Raw genomic sequence first — 18,976 nt, 5'->3', positions numbered from 1 at the left:
TCGACTCACTCACCTGCACAGACCAGGGATCTCCACGCGCTTTCCCCGAAGAGGACACCCGACTCCCCTCGCCCGGAGGCGAACTCCGCCGCAAGGACAGCCCACCGCTGCCCACCTGCCGGAGCGGAACGAGCCGGGCCGGGGAGCCCAGGCTCGACCACTTCGCGGTGATCGCGCTACGTGTCCGGGAACTCGGCGCCTCGCACGCGGGCGGACGCGCCCGCCGAGCGCTTTCGTCCGCCCCGCGCGAGCGGGGAGGCGCTGTCACGCGCCACTGCTGGTTCCCCCAAAAGTGACGAGACCTTCGCAACAGTGAGGTGTATTACCCCTCCACGAGCGGAACCGGATACGATGCGGGCACTCGTGAACACGCGGCACGAGTCACAACCAGACCTCACCGGCAGCCCCGGCAGCCAAGGAGTCCCCATGAACACTTCGGCGAGCAACGTCTGCGTGTTCAGCCACCGCCAGGAGATCCGTGACTCGATCATCACGGCCGTCGGACGCCGCCCCGCTCCCGACGTCAAACGGGTGCACTACACGGAGGCCACCACGGTGGCCGAGGTCATCGGGGAGGTCGACGCGGGCGGGGCGGACCTGCTCGTCCTGGACGGTGAGGCTCAGCCCACCGGTGGGATGGGAGTATCGCGGCAGCTGAAGAACGAGCTCGCCGACTGCCCGCCGATCGTGGTCACCGTGCGGCGCAAGGACGATCGATGGCTCGCCACCTGGTCACAAGCCGACGCGGTCCTCGTCCACCCGCTCGACCCGCTGAACGCCGCCGAGACCGTGGCCGAGATACTGCGTGCGCACGCCTTGCCCGCACCCCACGGTTGACACGAGTATTCGAGGACACCAACGTGCGAACTGCGACGACGACATGGCCCGATCTGCTGAACCGGCTCGTCTCCGGGGAAACTCTGGAAAGCACGGAGACGGCCTGGGCGATGGATCAGATCATGAGCGGTGAGGCCACCCCGGCCCGGGTGGCCGCGTTCGCGGTCGCGTTGCGCGCCAAGGGCGAAACGTCCTCGGAGATCCTCGGCATGGCCGACGCGATGGTCGAGCACGCACGTCCGCTGGAGATCTCCCAGCACGCGATCGACGTGGTGGGCACAGGAGGGGACCGCGCCGGAACGGTCAACATCTCGACCATGACCTCGATCGTGCTCGCCGCTTGCGGGGCCACCGTGGTCAAGCACGGCAACCGGGCCGCCTCGTCGAGCTGCGGCACCGCCGATGTGCTGGAAGAGCTCGGAGTGGCCATCGATCTGCCCCCGGAGGACGTCCACAGGTGCGTCTCGCGGCTCGGCATCGGATTCTGCTTCGCGGCCCTGTTCCACCCGGCCATGAAGTACGCGGCGGGACCCCGGCGCGAGCTCGGCATCCCCACCGCGTTCAACGTGCTCGGCCCGCTGACCAACCCCGCGCGTCCCGGTTCCGGGCTGATCGGTTGTGCCGACCGGCGGATGGCTCCGGTCATGGCCGAGGCCTTCGCCCACCGCGGTCACTCGGTACTGCTGGTCAGCGGGGACGACGGTATGGACGAGATCACCACGACCACGACGAACACCGTCTGGGTGGTCGGGGACGGTGCGGTGCGGCGGGAACGCATCGATCCCACGGACTTCGGCATCTCGCTGACCGCCCCGGACAAGCTCCAGGGCGGTGACGCGACGGTCAACGCACGGGTCGTGCGTGAACTGCTGGCGGGCGCGCGGGGCCCCGTCCGGGACGCCGTGCTGTTGAACGCCGCAGGCGCTCTCGCCGCCTACAACGGCCCGATCGCTGATCTGGGGGCCGCTCTGGAGGACGGACTGCGCCGGGCGGCCGAGGCCGTCGACTCGGGAGCGGCGGACAGACTGCTGCAGGACTGGGTCGCGCTCTCCTCCGAACTGCGCGCGGAGCACTGAGCCGCGTCCGGGCACGGGATCGCTCGAGGTGCCCCGCTAAGCAGCAAGGCGCCGAGCGAGGTTCCGCCACGCAACCACCCACGCCGGCCGAGTCACCGGAAAACCTTCCGCTCCAACGCGAGCGCTCTGAGCCTGGGCAGCCCGACCGACCGACCGCGGGTTCTCTCGTGGTGCTCTCACGAGGACGGTCCCGACGTTGTGTAGGTGGCTACCCGATGTCGGGGCACCCGCAGCGAGAGCCCGCGAGAGGTTCCGCCACGGAACCACTCACGCCAGTCGAGTCGCCGACCCTCTCAAGCCCTCTCAAGACTCGAGGCCGATGGAGAAGGTCTCCTCGGCATCCCTCTTGGAGTACGAGCGGAACGCGATGTGCGTGTCGGTGTCGAGCACTCCGGCGACCTTGTTGATCCTGCCCGGAACGATGTCCGCGATGTCCTCGTGCGCCCGTGCGCGCACCATCGCGATCAGGTCCACGTCCCCGGCGCAGGAGTACACCTCGGCCACACCGTCGATGTCCGCGATTTCCTGCGCGGCCTGGGTGAGGTACTCGGCCGAGGTCCGAATGAGCACGATCGCGGTAATCACGGTTGTCCTCCGTAAGGATTGCGGAACGAAAGCGGCTCGGCAGGAGCTCGCAGTGCTCGCCGGACCGTTGACAGCGACTCCAGCGGTCCGGAAAAGAACGCGGCCCGGCCGCGACCGCCCACCGTCGTGGACGAGTCGGGCCGGGCCTGCACGTGGTTCACTCGTGGTTCGGGCCGGTGTGGTACTCGAAGACCAGGCCGGAGACCGTGATCAGCACGGCCCCCGAGGACAGCACGATCATCCATACGTGGCCGAAGGCCAGCGCGATGCCCGCGAACGCGGAGGCGGCAGCCACACCGATGGGCCAGTAGCTGCCCGGGCTGAAGAAACCGAGTTCACCCGCGCCGTCGCTGATCTCGGCGTCCGAGCGGTCCTCGGGACGCAGGTCGATGCGCCGGGCCACGAACTGGAAGTAGCTCCCGATCAGCAACGAGAGTGCGCCAACGAGGATCAGCGCGACCGTTCCCACTGGCTCCTTCGCCCAGAAGCCATAAACCACAGCCGACAGGAAGAAGAAGAAGGTGATGATGTTGAAGATCTTCGCTTCGACCCTCATGGAGTCCTCACTCTCGCCCCGTGCGCCTCACTCGAGCGCACTCGTCCTCGTTGCCAAACAGTTCCCGCGATCAACCGTTCGTCGTCCCGGCGCCGGCGGTCTGCTCGTCCGGCAAGGAGTCCTGCCGGTCGGGGTCGAAGGGGATGGTCGTCACCGAGTTCGGCGAGCAGAGCTGCCCGCAGTCCATGGCCTCCAGCGCCTCGGGGGCGGTGTAGGCCTGTCCGGTCTCCGGATTGATCTGCGTGCGCAAGTCCATGTAGCGCTCGAACTTGTCCGGCGAGAGCGCGCGAACCTCGAAGTTCATCATCGAGTGGTACGTCCCGCACAGCTCGGCGCAGCGCCCCACGAACGAACCCTCTTCGTCAATGGAGTTCTGGTAGACGTTGTCCTGGTTGTTCTTGTCCGGGTGCGGGAAGGTGTCCCGCTTCCAGTGGAACTTCGGGACGAAGAACGAGTGGATCACGTCCTTGGAGCTCAGCTGGTACTCCACGGTGGAGTCGGTGGGGAGCACGAGCAGCGGCGTCCAGTCGCTGGTTCCGACCGTGCTGACCGGATCTCCGTTCGGGGTCGTGTAGCCCGGGTAGCGGAACTCCCAGTTCCACTGGAAGGAGACCACGTCGACGGAGACGTCGGGCTCGCTCTCCTCCGCCTGGACCTCCTGCTGGGTGGTCGCGGTGAAGTAGAACAGCACGACGACCATCACGAACGGTATGACGGTGTAGATGATCTCCAGTGGGTTGTTGTACTGGAACTGACGTGGCAACTCATCGCTCTTCTTGCGATGGAAGGCCACCGTCCAGAAGATCAGTGCCCAAACCAGCACACCCACGGCGAGAGCCGCGATCACCGACCAGGTCCAGAGCTGACGCATCGCCGCGGCGTCACTGGTGACGCCGGTCGGCCAGCCGAACCGCAGCACCTGGTCAGGGGTACAGCCCGTGGCCACGACACACACCAAACCGATCAGCCCACCGAGCTTGACCAGCCGTGGCACTCGGGTCCCGTCCTTCAGGGCCACTGCGCGACGCCTCCTCCATGTGAAACTCACCGGCACGGCGCTGGCGTTTTTCCTCCGTCCACGACGGAGGATCGGCCGCCGGAATACTGTAGCGACCCTAGCCCAGTAGTAGCCGCGATACTGCTCCGGGGTCAGGTGACCGCCCGAACCATGGTCACCCCCAGTGGCCCAGATCACCAGTCCGGAACCCGCCGCCGCGCGCAGCCGAGCTCCGCGCGGCGGAGCCGCCGGGGCTGCCCGCGGCAATCCGATCCACACTCGCGCGCCTCGCGCGGGCTCCTCGCGCTCCCCACCCCCGAAAGAATCACCATCGGAAGAGTGAACAAAGAGTGACTCCGCCCCGTGCGTGCAGCCCGGCCGGGCGGACACGGCATACTGGGGTCCCGATCACCCGCATCGGGGGTCAGCGAATCGAAATCCCCGCGACACGAGAGGTGCGCGAGACGCGTGTGCGGCCTGCTTGGACTGGTTTGTCCCACCGAAGAGAACGCCGGCAACGCAACGAACGCGGTGGCCAACGCGCTGCCGTGTCAGCGGCACCGAGGACCGGACGAGAGTGACACCTGGCACGGTGGTGAAGTCGTGTTCGGCTTCAACCGCCTGTCGGTCATCGACGTCGAACACTCGCACCAGCCGTTGAGCTGGGGGCCGCCCGAGTCCCCCGGTCGCTACACCATCCTGTTCAACGGTGAGATCTACAACTATCTCGAGCTGCGCGCGGAGCTGACCGAGCAGTACGGCGCCGCTTTCCACACGGACGGCGACAGCGAGACGATCATCGTCGCCTACCACTACCTCGGCCCCTCGATGGTCGGGCGCCTGCGTGGGATGTTCGCCTTCCTGATCTGGGACAACGAGCGTCACGTCGTCTTCGGCGCCAGGGATCCCTTCGGGATCAAGCCGATGTACTACTCCAGCGGCCCGAACGGTGTCGCCTTCGCCAGCGAGAAGAAGAGCCTCCTCCACCTGGCCCCGACGCTGGGAGTCTCCGAGGACGTCGACCGCAGGTCCCTGCAGCACTACCTGGTCCTGCAGTACGTGCCGGAACCGGAGTCGCTGCACCGCTCGATCAGGCGCATCGAGTCGGGGACCTCGTTCACCGTGGCCCCCGGCGGCCAGCTGGTGACCGAGCGCTACTTCTCCCCGAACTTCTCGTCTCGGGAGATCAAGGACGACGGTGCTGCCGACCAGCTGCACAACGACATCGCCGACGTGATGCGCGACTCCGTGGCCAAGCACATGCGCGCCGACGTGACGGTCGGGGCGTTCCTGTCCGGGGGCATCGACTCGACCGCGATCGCGGCGCTGGCCAAGGAGCACAACCCCGATCTGGTCACGTTCACGACCGGGTTCGAGCGCCAGGGCTACTCGGAGGTCGACGTCGCCGCCGAGTCGGCGGCGGCCATCGGGGTCAAGCACGTGGTGCGCACCGTCTCCCCCGAGGAGATGATGGAGACCCTGCCGCTGATCATCTGGTACCTCGACGACCCGGTGGCCGATCCGGCGCTGGTGCCGTTGTGGTTCATCGCCCGGGAGGCGCGCAAGCACGTCAAGGTGGTGCTTTCCGGGGAGGGCGCCGACGAGCTGTTCGGCGGGTACTCGATCTACCGCGAACCGCTCTCGCTGGCTCCCTTCGAGCGCGTTCCCGGCTCGGTGCGCAAGGCCATGGGGCGCGTGTCCACGGCCATTCCCGAGGGGGTGCGCGGCAAGGACCTGCTCCGCCGCGGGGCACTCCCGCTGGAGGAGCGCTACTACGGCAACGCGCGGATCTTCCGGGACGAGCAGCTCAAGAACCTGCTGACGCACTTCGACCCGAACGTCTCGCACACCGACGTCACCGCGGCGGCCTACCGGAGCTCCCAGGGCTGGGATCCGGTGACCCGCATGCAGCACGTGGATCTGTTCACCTGGCTGCGCGGTGACATCCTCGTCAAGGCCGACAAGGTGACGATGGCGAACTCGCTGGAGCTGCGGGTTCCGTTCCTCGACCACGAGGTGTTCCGCACCGCCAGCACCATCCCGCTGGACCAGAAGATCACCAAGGACACCACCAAGTACGCGCTGCGCCGCGCCCTGGCCAAGATCGTCCCCGGCCACGTGCTCGAACGCCGCAAGCTCGGTTTTCCCGTTCCCATCCGGCACTGGCTGCGCGACGAGATGCACGACTGGGCGCGCAACATCATCCGCGAGTCGCAGACCGACGAGCTGCTGAACAAGACCGCCGTGCTGCAGCTGCTGGAGGAGCACCGCTCCGGCGTGCTGGACCACAGCCGCAGGCTGTGGGCACTGCTGGTGTTCATGATCTGGCACGGCATCTTCGTGGAGAACCGGCTGACCCCGAGCGTTCCCGAACCGCACTACCCGGTCAAGCTGTGACCTCCGGGTGGGGGGACGCGACGCCGCGTCCCCCCACCCGATCTCCTCCCGACTCGCCGTGGCCGGTCAGCGCGCGTAGCGCTCGGCCACGACGTCCGGGGTCTCCACGTTCTCGCCCGCGTCCATGTTGCGCGCCAGCTGGATGAACTGGCTCATCGACCAGGCCAGCGGTGTCGCGGAACCGGTCCCCTCACCGAACACGAACCCGTTCCCGGACTCCCGGTCCCAGACCTGCTCGGGGATGAGGTGGCCCTCGTTGGCCATGCGCGCCATGGTCTCCAGGTGCTTGCTGGCCGAGCCGCCCGCGGCCAGCTCGTACTCCCCGCGCTCACCGGTCAGCAGCGGCCAGAGCCTGCCGACGCCCTCCCCCGCGTAGGGGTCGCCGCCGGCCTTCTCGCCGTAGCCGTCGTGGTTGTACCGGTACCAACCGGGCCCGTTCGGGGTCCGCACCCGCAGCTGCGCGTCCGTCTCGGCCAGCGAATCGCGCACCGCGGGCGCGTCGGCCGGTTTGACTCCGAGCCGGACCAGGTCGAGGAAACCCGCGTCGATGATCGCGCGCTCATCGTGGCAGCCGCCTCCGTTGTTCAGGCACAGCTCGTTCCCGTTGTTCGGGTTCCCGTCGTCGTCGATGCGCTGGTAGTACGCGCCGTCGCCGTGCGGGCCCGAGGTGGTGAACGTCCAGTCATCGACCTTGCGCTGCCACTCGTCGGCCGTGTCCAGGTAACGCTGCGCCGACTGCTCGTCACCGTGCTGGCGCGCCATGTCCGCGGCCGTGACCAGCCCGGCGATCTCGGCCGCGATCGTCGAGGGCGAGTAGCCGCCCTCCTCCTCCCAGCGCTCCTGGGGAGTGGACGGCCCGTTCTCGACTATGAAGTCGGCCGACTTCTTGAGCTTCGCCCATTCCGCGTCACCGGTACGGCCGAGCTCGTGGGCGAGCACGATCGGGTAGGCGACCTCGTCCAGCTGCAGGCTCTGCCAGTGCGGCTCCCCGTCGAGCCAGGTGTTCTGGGGGAAGGAGCCGTCCTCGTTCCACTGCACGTTCAGCAGGTAGTCGAGCGCGCGATCGGCCGCGGCCCGGTCACCGAGCGCCAGGGCCGCCGTGGCCGTGTGGTACAGGTCTCGCGACCACACCAGGTGGTAGCCGGGGGTGCAGCACTCGTCGGCGTTCTTGGCCCCGCCCCACGGGATCGAGGTAGAGGCGACGAAGGCTCCCCTCCTGGTCTTGTCCTCCTGCGACTTCAACGTCATGGCCGCGACGTTGTACTGGGTGGTCAGCCCGCGCGAGGTGACCGACTCCGGTGTCTCGCGCAGGGAGGACAGGTAGTCGTGCCAGCCCGAGTCGTACTCGGCTCGTGCCGCCTCGTACGTCCTGTCCAGAGCGGCCGTCGTCGCCGCCTTCGCGGCGCTGCGATCGGGGCCGAAACCGAGGGTGAGCGTGAAGGTGGTGTCCTTCTCGACCGGGATCCGGGCGGTCTGCACCAGATTGCCGGGATCGGCGGCCTCGGTGTACTCGCGGTCGAGTCGGTGGTCCGCGGAGAGGTCCTGGTAGCCGTCGCTGGAGGTCCCGCTGTAACCGCTGGTGGCCGCGTCGAAGCCGACCGACGAGGCCAGCGCGCTGGAGACCTCACCGTCGCTGGCCACGAGCGAGCCCTGCGAGGTGGCTCCGGTGTCGCCCATTCCGCTGCCGTTCAGCGAGGGGTTGTACAGCGCGTAGAGCTGCAGCGGCCCGCCCCGGAGCACCTCGAAGCGGGTACGCACCATCAGCACCGAGCGCTGCGGGTCGGTGACGTAGGTCTTGGTGATGCGGTAGCGGCCGTCGGCGTCGGTGTTGATCTGCCGGTAGCGCAGCGAACGCGAGTCGGGCAGTTCGATCCGCTGCTCGGTGGCGTCGCGCTCGAGCTCGGTGAAGTTCTCCCCGTCGCTGACCACGTACTGCATGTCCTGGACGTTGGGCACGTCCAGCTGCGGGTAGTAGACCTCGTTGAGCACCCCCTGACCGAGGGTGTGCCAGACCTTCGAGTCCGTCGTGGTCGAGGTGCCGACCCCGTTCTTCGCGCCGGTCGTCCACGCCGCGGAGATCCCCGGGGCCCCGGGTGCCTCCCCGGCCGCCACTGCCGGGGGCGCTCCGGCAGCGGCCGTGATCCCGGCCAGTGCCGCCGCGACCAGCCCGACCACGCGACCACCGCGGCCGACGCGTCTTCTCCGTCCAGTACGCATCGTCGATTCCTTCCCTCCTGCCTGGGCTCGCGAAGCACCGCCGGAGTTCGTCAGCTCCTGCGGGGCTTTCGCCTGATCAGACCGTGGCGGATTATCTGCATTCCTCCGCCGGCCGGCGCAATCGATAAAGAAGAATTCCCAGGAAAAGGACTTCTTTCATTCGTTCAGAATGGAACGCCGCTCCACGGGGCACGCGATTCGAACGGGAGAACTACCCAAGAGGTGTTGACTTTATCCTTTCAAGAAGCTCTGCTGTGTGCCGTACGACACCGCTAGAGGAGGAGGCGGTTTGATGCGACCGGTTGCGCTGGCGACGATCACCGCGCTCGCGGGTGCTGTCGTGGTTCCCGCAGCCGCGACAGCACCCGCAGAAGAAGCGGCTGCCGCACCTGCCACGGAGGCCGAGGGGCCGATCGTGCAGATGTTCGGGTGGCCCTGGGACTCGCTGGCCGAGGAGTGCCGGAGCTCGCTGGGCCCGGACAGCTACACGGCGATCCAGGTGTCCCCGCCCACCGAGCACGTACAACTCGCCGACCAGAGCTATCCCTGGTACGAGGACTACCAGCCAGTCAGCTACGACCTCCGGAGCAGGAGGGGTGACGCGGAGAGCTTCGCGAACATGGTCTCCGCGTGCAACGCGGCCGGGGTGAAGGTCTACGTCGACGCGGTGCTCAACCACATGTCCGGCTCGGGGTCCCAGGGCTCCGGCCCGGGCAGCGGGGGCACGGAGTACTCGAAGTACGACTACCCCGGCACCTACGTCGACTCCGACTTCCACGACTGCCGCGAGAACATCGCGGACTACACGGACCAGTGGGAGGTCCGCAACTGCGAGCTGGTCGGACTGGCCGACCTGAGAACGGGTTCGAGCAAGGTGCGCGACACCCAGCTCGCCTACCTGAACAGGCTGATCGACATGGGGGTCTCCGGGTTCCGCCTGGACGGGGCCAAGCACATGCCCCCGGAGGACATCGCGGCGCTCGTGGACGGTCTCCACGAGACCACCTCCGGCAACGAGCCGTACGTCTACCAGGAGGTGATCGCGGACTCCACCACCGGTGGGACGGAGTACACCGGCAACGGGGACGTGACCACGTTCACCTACACCGACCGCGTCTCCAACGCCTTCGCCACGGGCTCCGTCGCAGACCTGAGGAACCTCCCGGAGGAGACGAACCTCGACAGCGAGCAGGCGGTCGTGTTCGTGGCCAACCACGACACCGAACGCGACTCGCCACCGCTGAGCTACCGGGACGGGGCCGCCTACGACCTCGCCAACGCCTTCACCCTGGCCTTCCCCTACGGCACCCCGCGGATCCTGTCCGGCTTCGAGTTCGGTGCCGACACCGACGCGGGTCCGCCCTCCGACGGCCGCGGTTTCACCCGGCCCGCGGATTGCGCGGACGACGGCGCCTGGGTGTGCACGCACCGGCACCCGTCCGTGGCGGGCATGATCGGGTTCAACCGGGCCGTGCGCGGTACCGGGCTGACCGACTGGTGGGACGACGGCAACGGCGTGATCGCCTTCGGACGTGGCGACGCGGGATTCGTCGTGTTCAACTCCGGTGGTGCTCAAGGGCAGGACTCCGGGGAGACGACTCGCCGGTTCCGGTCCTCCCTGCCCGCTGGCACCTACTGCAACGTGCTGACGGGCCGCTTCGACAACGGTGAGTGCGGCGGCGAGACCGTCGAGGTGAACTCGGACGGCACGTTCACCGCGACCGTCGAGCCGAACTCCGGAGTGGCACTGCACCGGGCCGCCGTGCTCGGCGGGTGACCGCTCGGCGATTTCCCCGGCGGGGCGGTCCCGCCGGGGCCCGCGCGCGGAGCCGCTTTCTTTCGGGCAGGACTGCGGGAGCGCTGCCTCCCGAAACCCGCCGGTGAAGAATTCCCGAACCGACCGGATCCGCCGAAAACGCACCGGAAGGTGACCACCCGAGATTAATTCCCCCGCAAGAAGGGGGGGGGAGGTGCTCCGCGAAGTGGGAGTTCCTCCGGACGAAGAATTCCCGCACCTCCTCCGGTCGTCCGAACCACAACGGGGCCGAATTCCGGAGGTAAAACCACACCACCGCGGGGGTCTCACCGAAATCCCGGTCGGCAGCCGGGAAGGGGCGCCTCATCTCGATTCGTCCCCACGGTGTGGCGACACCCGGAGAGCGGCACGCCCCACCACGGACCGCTCGGGGACGTTGAGCGGCCCGGAACAAGAGCGCGGGGCGGCTCCTTCGAGCCACCCCGCACGAGACGTTCTCCGGATCGTTCAGTGGAACGAGTCGCCGCAGGCGCACGAGCCGCCCGCGTTCGGGTTGTCGATCGTGAAGCCCTGCTTCTCGATGTTGTCCACGAAGTCGATCTCGGCGCCCTGCACGTAGGGGGCGCTCATGCGGTCGACCACCACGTCCAGACCGTTGAAGTCACGCACCGCGTCCCCGTCGAGCGTGCGCTCGTCGAAGAACAGCTGGTAACGCAGACCGGCACATCCGCCCGGCTGCACAGCAATGCGCAGGTGCATGTCATCGCGCCCCTCCTGCTCGAGGAGGCTCTTGGCCTTGCTGGCCGCAGAGTCGGTCAACGTGACGCCATGAGCAGGCGCCTCGGTCTGCACGGTTGTCTCCTGGGCGGTCATGGCTCTCCCTTGCGGTTTGCGGCTGCTGGCAGGTTCCCGCGACCTCAACCGTCACGGTAAGTGCGAGTATTCCCGCGGGCCAACCCGCGCACGGCCGATTGTGACACCCTCGGGCACTACCTCACATGGTACGCGCGGAACGCGGGATTTCGACCGACGCCGTGCACACGACCACCGCGGCGGACCACGCTGCGACGAGCCGCGGCTGCAGGCTCGCCCTGACTCCTTGTTCAGTGCGCGCGCGGTGTCACTTACGCTGGTGGTGTGAAGTTCCTCCGTCGCAACAGTGCCGAACAGACCGCCACCGTCGACAACGACGGAGGCGACCAGGCGACGCGCAGGGAAGCGGGCGATCCCACCCAGCCGAAGGGCAAACCGACCCCGAAACGACGCGAGGCCGAGGGCAGGAAGCGCGGCCCGGTCCCGCCCCCGCCGCAGACCCAGCGCGAAGCGATCAAGCGGATGCGCCGCAACAAGCCCGAGAGGCGCAAGGCTGCGGCGGAGCGGCGCGAGCGGATGATGGCCGGCGACGACCGCTACCTGATGCAGCGCGACCGCGGACCGGTGCGCGCCCACGTGCGCGACGTCGTGGACTCCCGCAGGCATCTGATGGGCCTGTTCATGCCGCTGGTGCTGATCGTCTTCGCCGTGACGCTGCTCCGGAACCCGCTGCTGGAACAGCTGGCCACGGTGTTCTGCCTGGCACTGCTGGTGACGATGGTCTTCGAGGGCCTCATGCTCGGCAGGCTGGTCAACAAGCAGGTGCGCGCGAAGTTCCCCGACTCCGCGGAGAAGTCCCTCAGCCTGGGGTGGTACGCGTTCATCCGGGCGATGCAGCTGCGCAAACTGCGGGTCCCCCGCCCCAGGGTCACCCCCAGGGACGCCGCGAAGGTCGGTTGATCCGTCCGCACCGTGCTCACCGGGTGCGCGGGCTCGGCCCTGCGGGAGCGCGCGAGTCGACCATCCCGGGCGGTGCCGGGCGCGCGGACGGGTGAAAGCGGCTCCGCCGCTCGTCCCGCAACCGGCCCGGCCCGACGGGTGCTCGCCCGCTCCGCGCGGGCTCTTCCGCGGGGAGCGGTTCGTCCGCCCCGGGGACTCGACGGGCTCACCGGCACGCGGCCCCGCGGGTTGGTCCCGCGTTCTTTTTCGATCTAGGCTGCGCCCATGGAGTTTCGTCGACTCGGCCGGAGCGGCCTCAACATCAGCGAGATCGCCTACGGCAACTGGCTGACGCACGGTTCACAGGTCGAGGAGGAGCAGGCGCAGGCGTGCGTGCTGACCGCCCTCGACGAGGGCATCACCACGTTCGACACCGCCGATGTGTACGCGGCCACCAGGGCCGAATCCGTGCTCGGCCGAGCGCTGTCCGGGGTGCGCCGGGAGAGCATCGAGCTGTTCACCAAGGTCTTCTTCCCCACCGGCCAGGGGCCCAACGACCGGGGTCTCGGGCGCAAGCACATCATGGAGTCCTGCGAGGCCTCGCTGCGCAGGCTGCAGACCGACTACGTGGATCTGTACCAGGCCCACCGGTTCGACCAGAGCGTTCCGCTGGAAGAGACCATGACCGCCTTCGCCGACCTCGTCCGGCAGGGCAAGGCGCTCTACATCGGGGTCTCGGAGTGGAACGCCGAGCAGATCACCCGCGCCGCGGAGCTCGCTCGCGAGCTGCGGGTCCCGCTGGTGTCCAACCAACCGCAGTACTCGATGCTGTGGCGCGTGATCGAGCCGCAGGTCATCCCCGCCTCCGAACGGGCGGGCATGGGGCAGATCGTGTGGTCTCCCATCGCGCAGGGCGTGCTGAGCGGCAAGTACGCACCGGGGCAGCCCGCTCCCACCGGCTCCAGGGCCACCGACTCCACGGGCGGGGCCGACATGATCTCCCGCTGGATGCGCGACGAGGTCCTCGAACCGGTGCAGCAGCTCAAGCCGATCGCTGACGAGCTGGGACTGTCCATGGCCCAGCTGGCCGTGGCCTGGGTGCTGCAGAACTCCAACGTCTCTGCCGCCATCATCGGGGCCTCCCGCCCCGAGCAGGTCACCGACAACGCACGGGCCGCCGGAGTGCGGCTGGAGCAGGACGTGCTCGACAGGATCGACGAGATCATCGGGCACGTCGCCGAAACGGACCCCCGGCACACGAGGACCCCGTGACCGGGCGGGCACGGCGCGCGCTCGTCCTCGGCGGGGCCCGCTCGGGCAAGTCGGCTCACGCCGAGGGACTGCTCTCCGGATCGGCGGCCGCCACCTACGTGGCCACGGCCAGACGCGATCCGGACGACGCCGAGTGGAACGAGCGCATCGCCGAGCACGTCGCCCGCCGCCCCGAGTCGTGGCGCACCGTGGAGGTCCCCTCCCCCGGCGATCTGGCCGCCTTCCTCCGCTCCGTGGACGAGTCCGAACCGCCGGTGCTGGTCGACGACCTCGCCACCTGGCTGACCGGGGTGCTCGACGACGCGGGCGCCTGGGAGCGCGACCGGGCCGCGCTGCGCGACGTCGCGGAGCACCGCGCCGAGCTGCTGCGTGCCTGCGGGAGCTGCCAGGCCGAGTTGGTGGTCGTCTCCGCCGAGGTCGGTCTGGGCGTGGTCCCGGCGACCCGGTCGGCGAGGTTGTTCCGCGACGAGCTCGGGGCGCTCAACGCCGCACTGGCCGAGCTCTGCGACGAGGTCTCGCTGTTGGTCGCGGGAATGCCCCTTCGGCTACGTTGAGTCACTCCCCTACGGTGAGTCGACGAATCCAGCGTCGCGAGCACGCACTATCCCCCGATGCGGTGAGCACCGTCGTCCCGCAGCCCGACGGTGCGTCGCTCCGGCCGAACGATTACGGAGGTAAGGCTTGTCCACGGTGCCCGATTCGCAGTCGGCGGATTCCCCGACCGGAGAACAGGTGGACGACCCGAACCGGCCGCCCGTCGAGTTCGGCGCGGTGCCGTCACCCGACGACCAGGCGCACCGCCGGGCCGTCGCGCGGCACGGGGAGCTCACCAAACCGGCCGGCTCGCTCGGCAGGATGGAGGAGCTCGGCGTGTGGATCGCCGCCAGGCAGGGCAGCTGCCCCCCGCGGCGGTTCGCCCGTCCCAGGGCCGTCGTCTTCGCCGGGGACCACGGCGTCGCCCGCAACGGGGTCTCCGCCTACCCGAGCGAGGTCACCACGCAGATGGTGTCCAACATCCGCTCCGGGGGAGCCGCGATCAACGCGCTGGCCGCCAACGCGGGAGCCGGGGTCCGGGTCGTCGACATCTCCGTGGACGGCGCCACGGAGGAAGCAGTCTCCGCGCACAAGATCCGCCGGTCCTCCGGCTCGCTGGACGTGGAGGACGCGCTCACCGAGCAGGAGGTCCGTTCCGCCGTGCTCGCGGGGCGAGCACTGGCCGACGAGGAGATCGACGCGGGCGCGGACCTGCTGATCGCGGGTGAGATGGGCATAGGCAACACCACCCCCGCCGCCGTGCTCATCGCCGCGCTCACCTCGAGTGAGCCGGTGGCCGTGGTGGGGCGCGGCACCGGTATCGACGACACGGCGTGGATCCGCAAGACCGCGGCCGTGCGGGACGGCCTGCGCCGGGCGCGCAGGGTCTCCGACGACCCGCTGGCCCTGCTGCGCACCTCGGCGGGAGCGGACCTCGCCGCCATGGCCGGTTTCCTCGCCCAGGCCTCCGTCCGGGGCACCCCGGTCATCCTCGACGGGATGGTGGTCGGTTCCGCGGCGATGGTGGCTGAGGAGCTCGCGCCCGGAGCCGTGCGGTGGTGGCTGGCCGGTCACCGCTCCGTCGAGCCCGCGGCCGCGCTCGTGCTCGACCACCTCGACCTTCGCCCCGTGCTCGACATGGACATGCGGCTCGGCGAGGGCTCCGGAGCGATGGCCGCCCTGCCCGTGGTCAACGCGGCGGTGCGCGTTCTCGCCGAGATGTCCACGTTCGAGCAGGCCGGGATACGGGGGCCGACGGGGGCCGAGGCGACCGGGCGCACCGAGGTCACCTCCGACGCGGAGGGCTGAGCGCGTGCGAGGTCTTCGCCTGGCGCTGGCCTGGCTCACGGTGCTTCCCGTGCGGGTCGACGGCGTCGACGAACGAACCGGGGGGCGCGCCGTCTCACTGGCCCCGCTGGTCGGGGCCGCCCTGGGCGGGTTCGCGGCCGCGCTGCTGTGGACGTTGCTGACTCTGGGGGCCCCGGCGCTGCTGGCCGGGCTCGTCACGACGGCGGCCCTGGCGCTGGTCACCCGCGGCATGCACATCGACGGGCTGGCCGACACGGTCGACGGTCTCGGCTGCTACGGATCCGCCGAACGCGCCCTGTCGGTGATGCGGGACGGCAGCACCGGCCCCTTCGCCGTCATGGCCGTGGTCATCGTGGTCGGTGTCCAGGCCACCGGTTTCGCCCACGCGGCGACGAGCGGGCAGTGGGGGGTCGTCGTGCTCGCCTGCGCGGTCGGCAGGGCCGCTTTCCAGCTGTGCTGCGGGAAAAGCGTTCCGGCCGCCCGCCCGGACGGCATGGGCGCGCTGGTCGCCGGATCGCAGTCCCGCGGCACCACGGCCGCCTGGTGGGCAGCGCTGCTGCTGGCGGGAAGCGCCGCCACCTGGACGACGTGGTGGGTGGGCGCCGTGGCCGTGCTGCTCACCGGCTGCGCGCTCCGGCTGCTCCGCGGGCACGCGCACCGCAGGTTCGGCGGAATCACCGGGGACGTGCTCGGTGCCTCCGGCGAGCTCGGCACCACCCTGGTCCTCGCCCTGTGCGCCCTGGGGCCCGCCCAGTAGGAGCCCAGCGGGAGCTCGGCGTCCGCTGCCGGACGGTGGAACGTTTCGCGCGAAACCGTCACTCCGGACCCGTTCCGGAAAGAACGTTTCGCGCGAAACGTCCCGGGGTTCACGAGGCGGGTCAGGCCAGCCTGCTCATCCAGCCCTCCGGGTCGGCGAGCTTGCCGTACTGAATCCCGGTCAGCTGCTCGCGCAACTTCATCGTCAGCTCACCCGGCTCGCCGTCGGCGATGGTGAACTCGCCGTCGCGGTGCTTGACCCTGCCCACCGGCGTGATCACGGCGGCGGTACCGCAGGCGAACACCTCGGTCAGCTCGCCGGAAGCCGCCTTGGCCTCCCACTCGTCGGTGGTCACGCGCCGCTGTTCGACCTCGACGCCCAGCTTCTCGCCGAGGCTGAGCAGCGAGGAGCGGGTGACCCCCGGCAACAGGCTCCCGGTCAGTTCGGGAGTGACCAGCCGGGCCCGGTCACCGGATCCGAACACGAAGAACAGGTTCATCCCGCCCATCTCCTCGACGGCACGGCGCTCCACGGCGTCCAGCCAGACGACCTGGTCACAGCCCATCTCGGCGGCCTGGGCCTGCGCGACGAACGAGGCGGCGTAGTTGCCCGCGAACTTGGCCGCGCCCGTGCCTCCCGGGGTGGCGCGAACGTACTCGTGGCTGAGCCAGACGGTCACGGGCTTGACGCCGCCCGGGAAGTAGGAACCCGCCGGGGAGGCGATCAGCGCGTAGAGGTAGCTGCCCGCGGGCCTGTTCACCCCGAGCGTCTGCTCCGTGGAGATCATGAACGGCCGCAGGTACAGCGAGCTCTCGCCCTCTCCCGGAACCCACTTCTCGTCCGCGCTGACCAGTTCGCGCAGCGATTCGAGGAAGGTCTCCTCGGGAAGTTCGGGCATGGCCAGTCTGCGGGCCGAGTCCCTGAACCTGGTCGCGTTGGCCTCCGGCCGGAAGGAGGCGACCGAGCCGTCGGGCTGGCGGTAGGCCTTCAGCCCCTCGAAGATCGCCTGCCCGTAGTGCAACACCGTCGTCGCCGGATCCAGGTTGATCGAGTGATACGGCTCCAGGCGCGCGTCGTGCCACCCCTTCTCGGAGCTCCACCCGATCGTGACCATGTGATCGGTGAAGTACTTCCCGAATCCGGGATTCTCCAATACCTGAGCACGGTGCTCGGCACTTGCCGGTTGCGGGTTTTCGGTCCGGGAGAACGAGAGGGGTTGGTTCATGCGCGTACCGTATCGCGCCCTCGAGAGCAGTGGAAACCTGACCGGGAAAAGTTGGCCTTCCGAGTTCTACCCGTTTTCAATGTCGGGGCAGCGACCATCGTGGTTCCACTCGGTGCCCGACCGAGCACACCCCGTGCGGAAAACCCCCGGATCTCGGCGGCGAACCCCCTGCGCGCCGGACGAGATCCCGCCGGGAGGAGCACTGCGGGACGGTCAACCGCGCGTGGCCGCCCCCGCTCGGTCGGCCAGCCCCGCGCACACCGGCAGCACCAGCACCGCCCCCAGTGTGAACAACATCGCAGGCACGGGCATGCTCATCGCCAGGATCACGGACAGCCCCATCCCCAGGCAGGCCGTCCGCGTCGACCAGGTCCACTCGTCGAGCAGCAGCACCCTCGCCGCGGCGTTGACGAACGCGTAGTGCACCAGCAGGCAGCACGCGGCGGCCCCCATGGCCACAGCCGGGCTGACCAGCAGGGCGAGGACGACGGCCGCAGCGGCCAGGGCCAGATCGAACAGGTACGGGGTCCCGCTGCCCCCGCGACGTCCCAGCGAGGCGGGCAGCTCCCCGTCGGAGATCACGGCCAGCCCGGTGGAACGACCGGACTCGAGCGCTCCCAGCAGCACCGGGGTCATGGCCAACGCCGCCCCCAGACCGACCCCCGAGGTCAGCGTGGCCGCGTCCGCCGCGCGCAGCGCGTCCAGCAGCGGGACGGGGGACAGCCCCAACCTCGCCGCCCCCAGCTGGTGGAGCACCGCGAACGAGACGACCAGCAGCACGACCGCCGTCGCAGCGACCCCGAACAGCGCCCCGCGCCGCACCGCCGCGCGGGGGTGCCGGTCCCGTTCGGTGTCCGGAGCCGTAAGGCGCTCGAACCCGAGGAAGGCGAAGAAGAAGAACCCGGCCGAGGAAGTGATCGCCAACGGTCCGTGCTCGATCCCGGTGCTCACCGGAACGGGAGCGATCGACAGGCACGCCGTGACCACCACGGTCAGCACCGCCAGCGTCAGCCCCAACCAGAGCCACCCGGAAAGCCCGCTGATGCGCAGCCCCGCCGCGGAAACCAGCACGACCAGCAGCAGCACGGCCGCGGTGGTCACCGGGTCCGGCGCAGGCAGGTACTCGGCCACGGCACCGGCGATCGCCGCCATGGCGGCGACGTGTCCGAAGAGGCCGGTGCCCGCTGCCACACGTCCAGGGAGGATCCCCAGCTTGTCCCGCACGCAGCTGTAGGCCGCGCCCGCGCCCCGGTAGGACGCCGACTGGTGCGAAGTGGACACCACGGCGCACCACGCCGTGAGCGCCGCCAGCGGCACCGCGATCAGGGTCCAACGCCCGGCCGTGCCCGCAGCGGGGGCGATCCCCGCGAACACGCCTGCCCCCAGCATTCCCCCGAGGCCGAGCGGAATCGTCCGTAGCCCCACCCTCCACGGGGAGGCTCCAGCTAGTCCGGCCACGCAAACCATCCTCGTAGTAGTGCCGCTCCCCCGGTGGCACTTCGCACTCTTACGTGAGGGTGACAGTCTACGCCGACCGCCAACTCCGCCGTTCCGGCGACGCCGTGGCCGCCGAGCACGTCCCCCGAAGGCACCAAGCGGCGGAAGTCCAGCCCCGATGACCCTCCCCGCGAACCGCGCCCCGGGCCGCATCCCGCGCGGCCCTCTCCCCACGAGCCCGCACCACGCCGGGTGACGGGCCGGGAACCG

At 69.5% G+C, this 18,976-nt stretch carries 16 protein-coding genes; 9 read left to right on the top strand and 7 right to left on the bottom strand.

Features of this window, described 5'->3' with window-relative positions:
• Window positions 1-426: 426 nt before the first annotated feature.
• Together G9Q41_RS09780 and trpD are read left to right on the top strand one after the other, a co-directional pair.
• Window positions 427-837, top strand: coding sequence for a hypothetical protein (locus G9Q41_RS09780; RefSeq protein WP_092520101.1), 411 nt, complete (start codon window positions 427-429; stop codon window positions 835-837).
• A 23-nt stretch (window positions 838-860) separates the two neighbouring features.
• Window positions 861-1,913, top strand: a complete 1,053-nt coding sequence (gene trpD / locus G9Q41_RS09775; RefSeq protein ID WP_165632718.1) for an anthranilate phosphoribosyltransferase — start codon at window positions 861-863, stop codon at window positions 1,911-1,913.
• Between the two features lie 303 nt (window positions 1,914-2,216).
• On the opposite strand, the gene G9Q41_RS09770 is transcribed toward trpD, so the two are convergent.
• The 3 genes from G9Q41_RS09770 to coxB all read right to left on the bottom strand — a co-directional run bounded on the left by G9Q41_RS09770 (window position 2,217) and on the right by coxB (window position 4,072).
• Window positions 2,217-2,498, bottom strand: a complete 282-nt coding sequence (locus G9Q41_RS09770; protein WP_017976214.1) for an Lrp/AsnC ligand binding domain-containing protein — start codon at window positions 2,496-2,498, stop codon at window positions 2,217-2,219.
• Between the two features lie 157 nt (window positions 2,499-2,655).
• A complete protein-coding gene (locus G9Q41_RS09765) occupies window positions 2,656-3,054 on the bottom strand; it encodes a cytochrome c oxidase subunit 4 (protein ID WP_092520097.1) in 399 nt (132 codons plus the stop codon).
• 70 nt (window positions 3,055-3,124) lie between these two features.
• Window positions 3,125-4,072 carry a cytochrome c oxidase subunit II gene (gene coxB / locus G9Q41_RS09760; protein WP_165632719.1) on the bottom strand — a complete coding sequence of 316 codons (948 nt, stop codon included), beginning with the start codon at window positions 4,070-4,072 and terminating at the stop codon, window positions 3,125-3,127.
• A 447-nt stretch (window positions 4,073-4,519) separates the two neighbouring features.
• On the opposite strand from coxB, the gene asnB reads away from it, so the two are divergent.
• The gene (asnB, locus tag G9Q41_RS09755) at window positions 4,520-6,448 is read left to right on the top strand and encodes an asparagine synthase (glutamine-hydrolyzing) (protein WP_092520095.1); all 1,929 of its coding nucleotides are present in this window, start codon (window positions 4,520-4,522) and stop codon (window positions 6,446-6,448) included.
• 66 nt (window positions 6,449-6,514) lie between these two features.
• Here the strand turns inward: asnB and G9Q41_RS09750 are convergent, their stop codons facing one another.
• Entirely contained in the window at window positions 6,515-8,665 is a 2,151-nt protein-coding gene (locus G9Q41_RS09750; protein WP_092520094.1) for a glucan 1,4-alpha-glucosidase, read from the bottom strand.
• Window positions 8,666-8,957: 292 nt separating this feature from the next.
• Here G9Q41_RS09750 and G9Q41_RS09745 point away from each other — a divergent pair, with 292 nt between their 5' ends.
• Window positions 8,958-10,442 (top strand): alpha-amylase family protein, encoded by a 1,485-nt coding sequence (locus G9Q41_RS09745; RefSeq protein ID WP_142077745.1) that lies wholly within the window; start codon window positions 8,958-8,960, stop codon window positions 10,440-10,442.
• A gap of 486 nt (window positions 10,443-10,928) precedes the next feature.
• Here the strand turns inward: G9Q41_RS09745 and G9Q41_RS09740 are convergent, their stop codons facing one another.
• Window positions 10,929-11,294 carry an iron-sulfur cluster assembly accessory protein gene (locus tag G9Q41_RS09740; protein ID WP_092520092.1) on the bottom strand — a complete coding sequence of 122 codons (366 nt, stop codon included), beginning with the start codon at window positions 11,292-11,294 and terminating at the stop codon, window positions 10,929-10,931.
• A gap of 264 nt (window positions 11,295-11,558) precedes the next feature.
• Between G9Q41_RS09740 and G9Q41_RS09735 the strand changes: the two genes are divergently transcribed.
• From G9Q41_RS09735 to G9Q41_RS09715, 5 genes are all read left to right on the top strand, one after another.
• On the top strand, window positions 11,559-12,194 hold the full coding sequence (locus tag G9Q41_RS09735) for a DUF3043 domain-containing protein (protein ID WP_165632720.1): 636 nt from the start codon (window positions 11,559-11,561) through the stop codon (window positions 12,192-12,194).
• Between the two features lie 264 nt (window positions 12,195-12,458).
• Window positions 12,459-13,445: an aldo/keto reductase family protein gene (locus G9Q41_RS09730; protein ID WP_092520089.1), complete on the top strand. Its 987-nt coding sequence runs from the start codon at window positions 12,459-12,461 to the stop codon at window positions 13,443-13,445.
• Entirely contained in the window at window positions 13,442-13,999 is a 558-nt protein-coding gene (cobU, locus tag G9Q41_RS09725; RefSeq protein WP_165632721.1) for a bifunctional adenosylcobinamide kinase/adenosylcobinamide-phosphate guanylyltransferase, read from the top strand. Before G9Q41_RS09730 ends, cobU begins: the two co-directional genes overlap by 4 nt.
• Window positions 14,000-14,177: 178 nt before the next feature.
• The gene (gene cobT / locus G9Q41_RS09720; protein WP_092522433.1) at window positions 14,178-15,287 is read left to right on the top strand and encodes a nicotinate-nucleotide--dimethylbenzimidazole phosphoribosyltransferase; all 1,110 of its coding nucleotides are present in this window, start codon (window positions 14,178-14,180) and stop codon (window positions 15,285-15,287) included.
• Between the two features lie 4 nt (window positions 15,288-15,291).
• Complete coding sequence (locus G9Q41_RS09715) at window positions 15,292-16,044, top strand: adenosylcobinamide-GDP ribazoletransferase (RefSeq protein WP_092520085.1); 753 nt, start codon at window positions 15,292-15,294, stop codon at window positions 16,042-16,044.
• A 121-nt stretch (window positions 16,045-16,165) separates the two neighbouring features.
• Here G9Q41_RS09715 and G9Q41_RS09710 read toward each other — a convergent pair whose 3' ends face one another.
• The gene (locus G9Q41_RS09710) at window positions 16,166-17,269 is read right to left on the bottom strand and encodes a branched-chain amino acid aminotransferase (RefSeq protein ID WP_165632722.1); all 1,104 of its coding nucleotides are present in this window, start codon (window positions 17,267-17,269) and stop codon (window positions 16,166-16,168) included.
• Window positions 17,270-17,482: 213 nt separating this feature from the next.
• The gene (locus G9Q41_RS09705) at window positions 17,483-18,727 is read right to left on the bottom strand and encodes an amino acid permease (protein ID WP_347567531.1); all 1,245 of its coding nucleotides are present in this window, start codon (window positions 18,725-18,727) and stop codon (window positions 17,483-17,485) included.
• Window positions 18,728-18,976: the final 249 nt, after the last annotated feature.

The sequence above is a fragment of the Actinopolyspora sp. BKK2 genome (assembly GCF_011291845.1).
Taxonomy (GTDB): Bacteria; Actinomycetota; Actinomycetes; order Mycobacteriales; family Pseudonocardiaceae; genus Actinopolyspora; species Actinopolyspora saharensis.
Note: the sequence above shows the minus strand (reverse complement) of the source record. Positions and strands in the feature narration are given on the sequence as shown.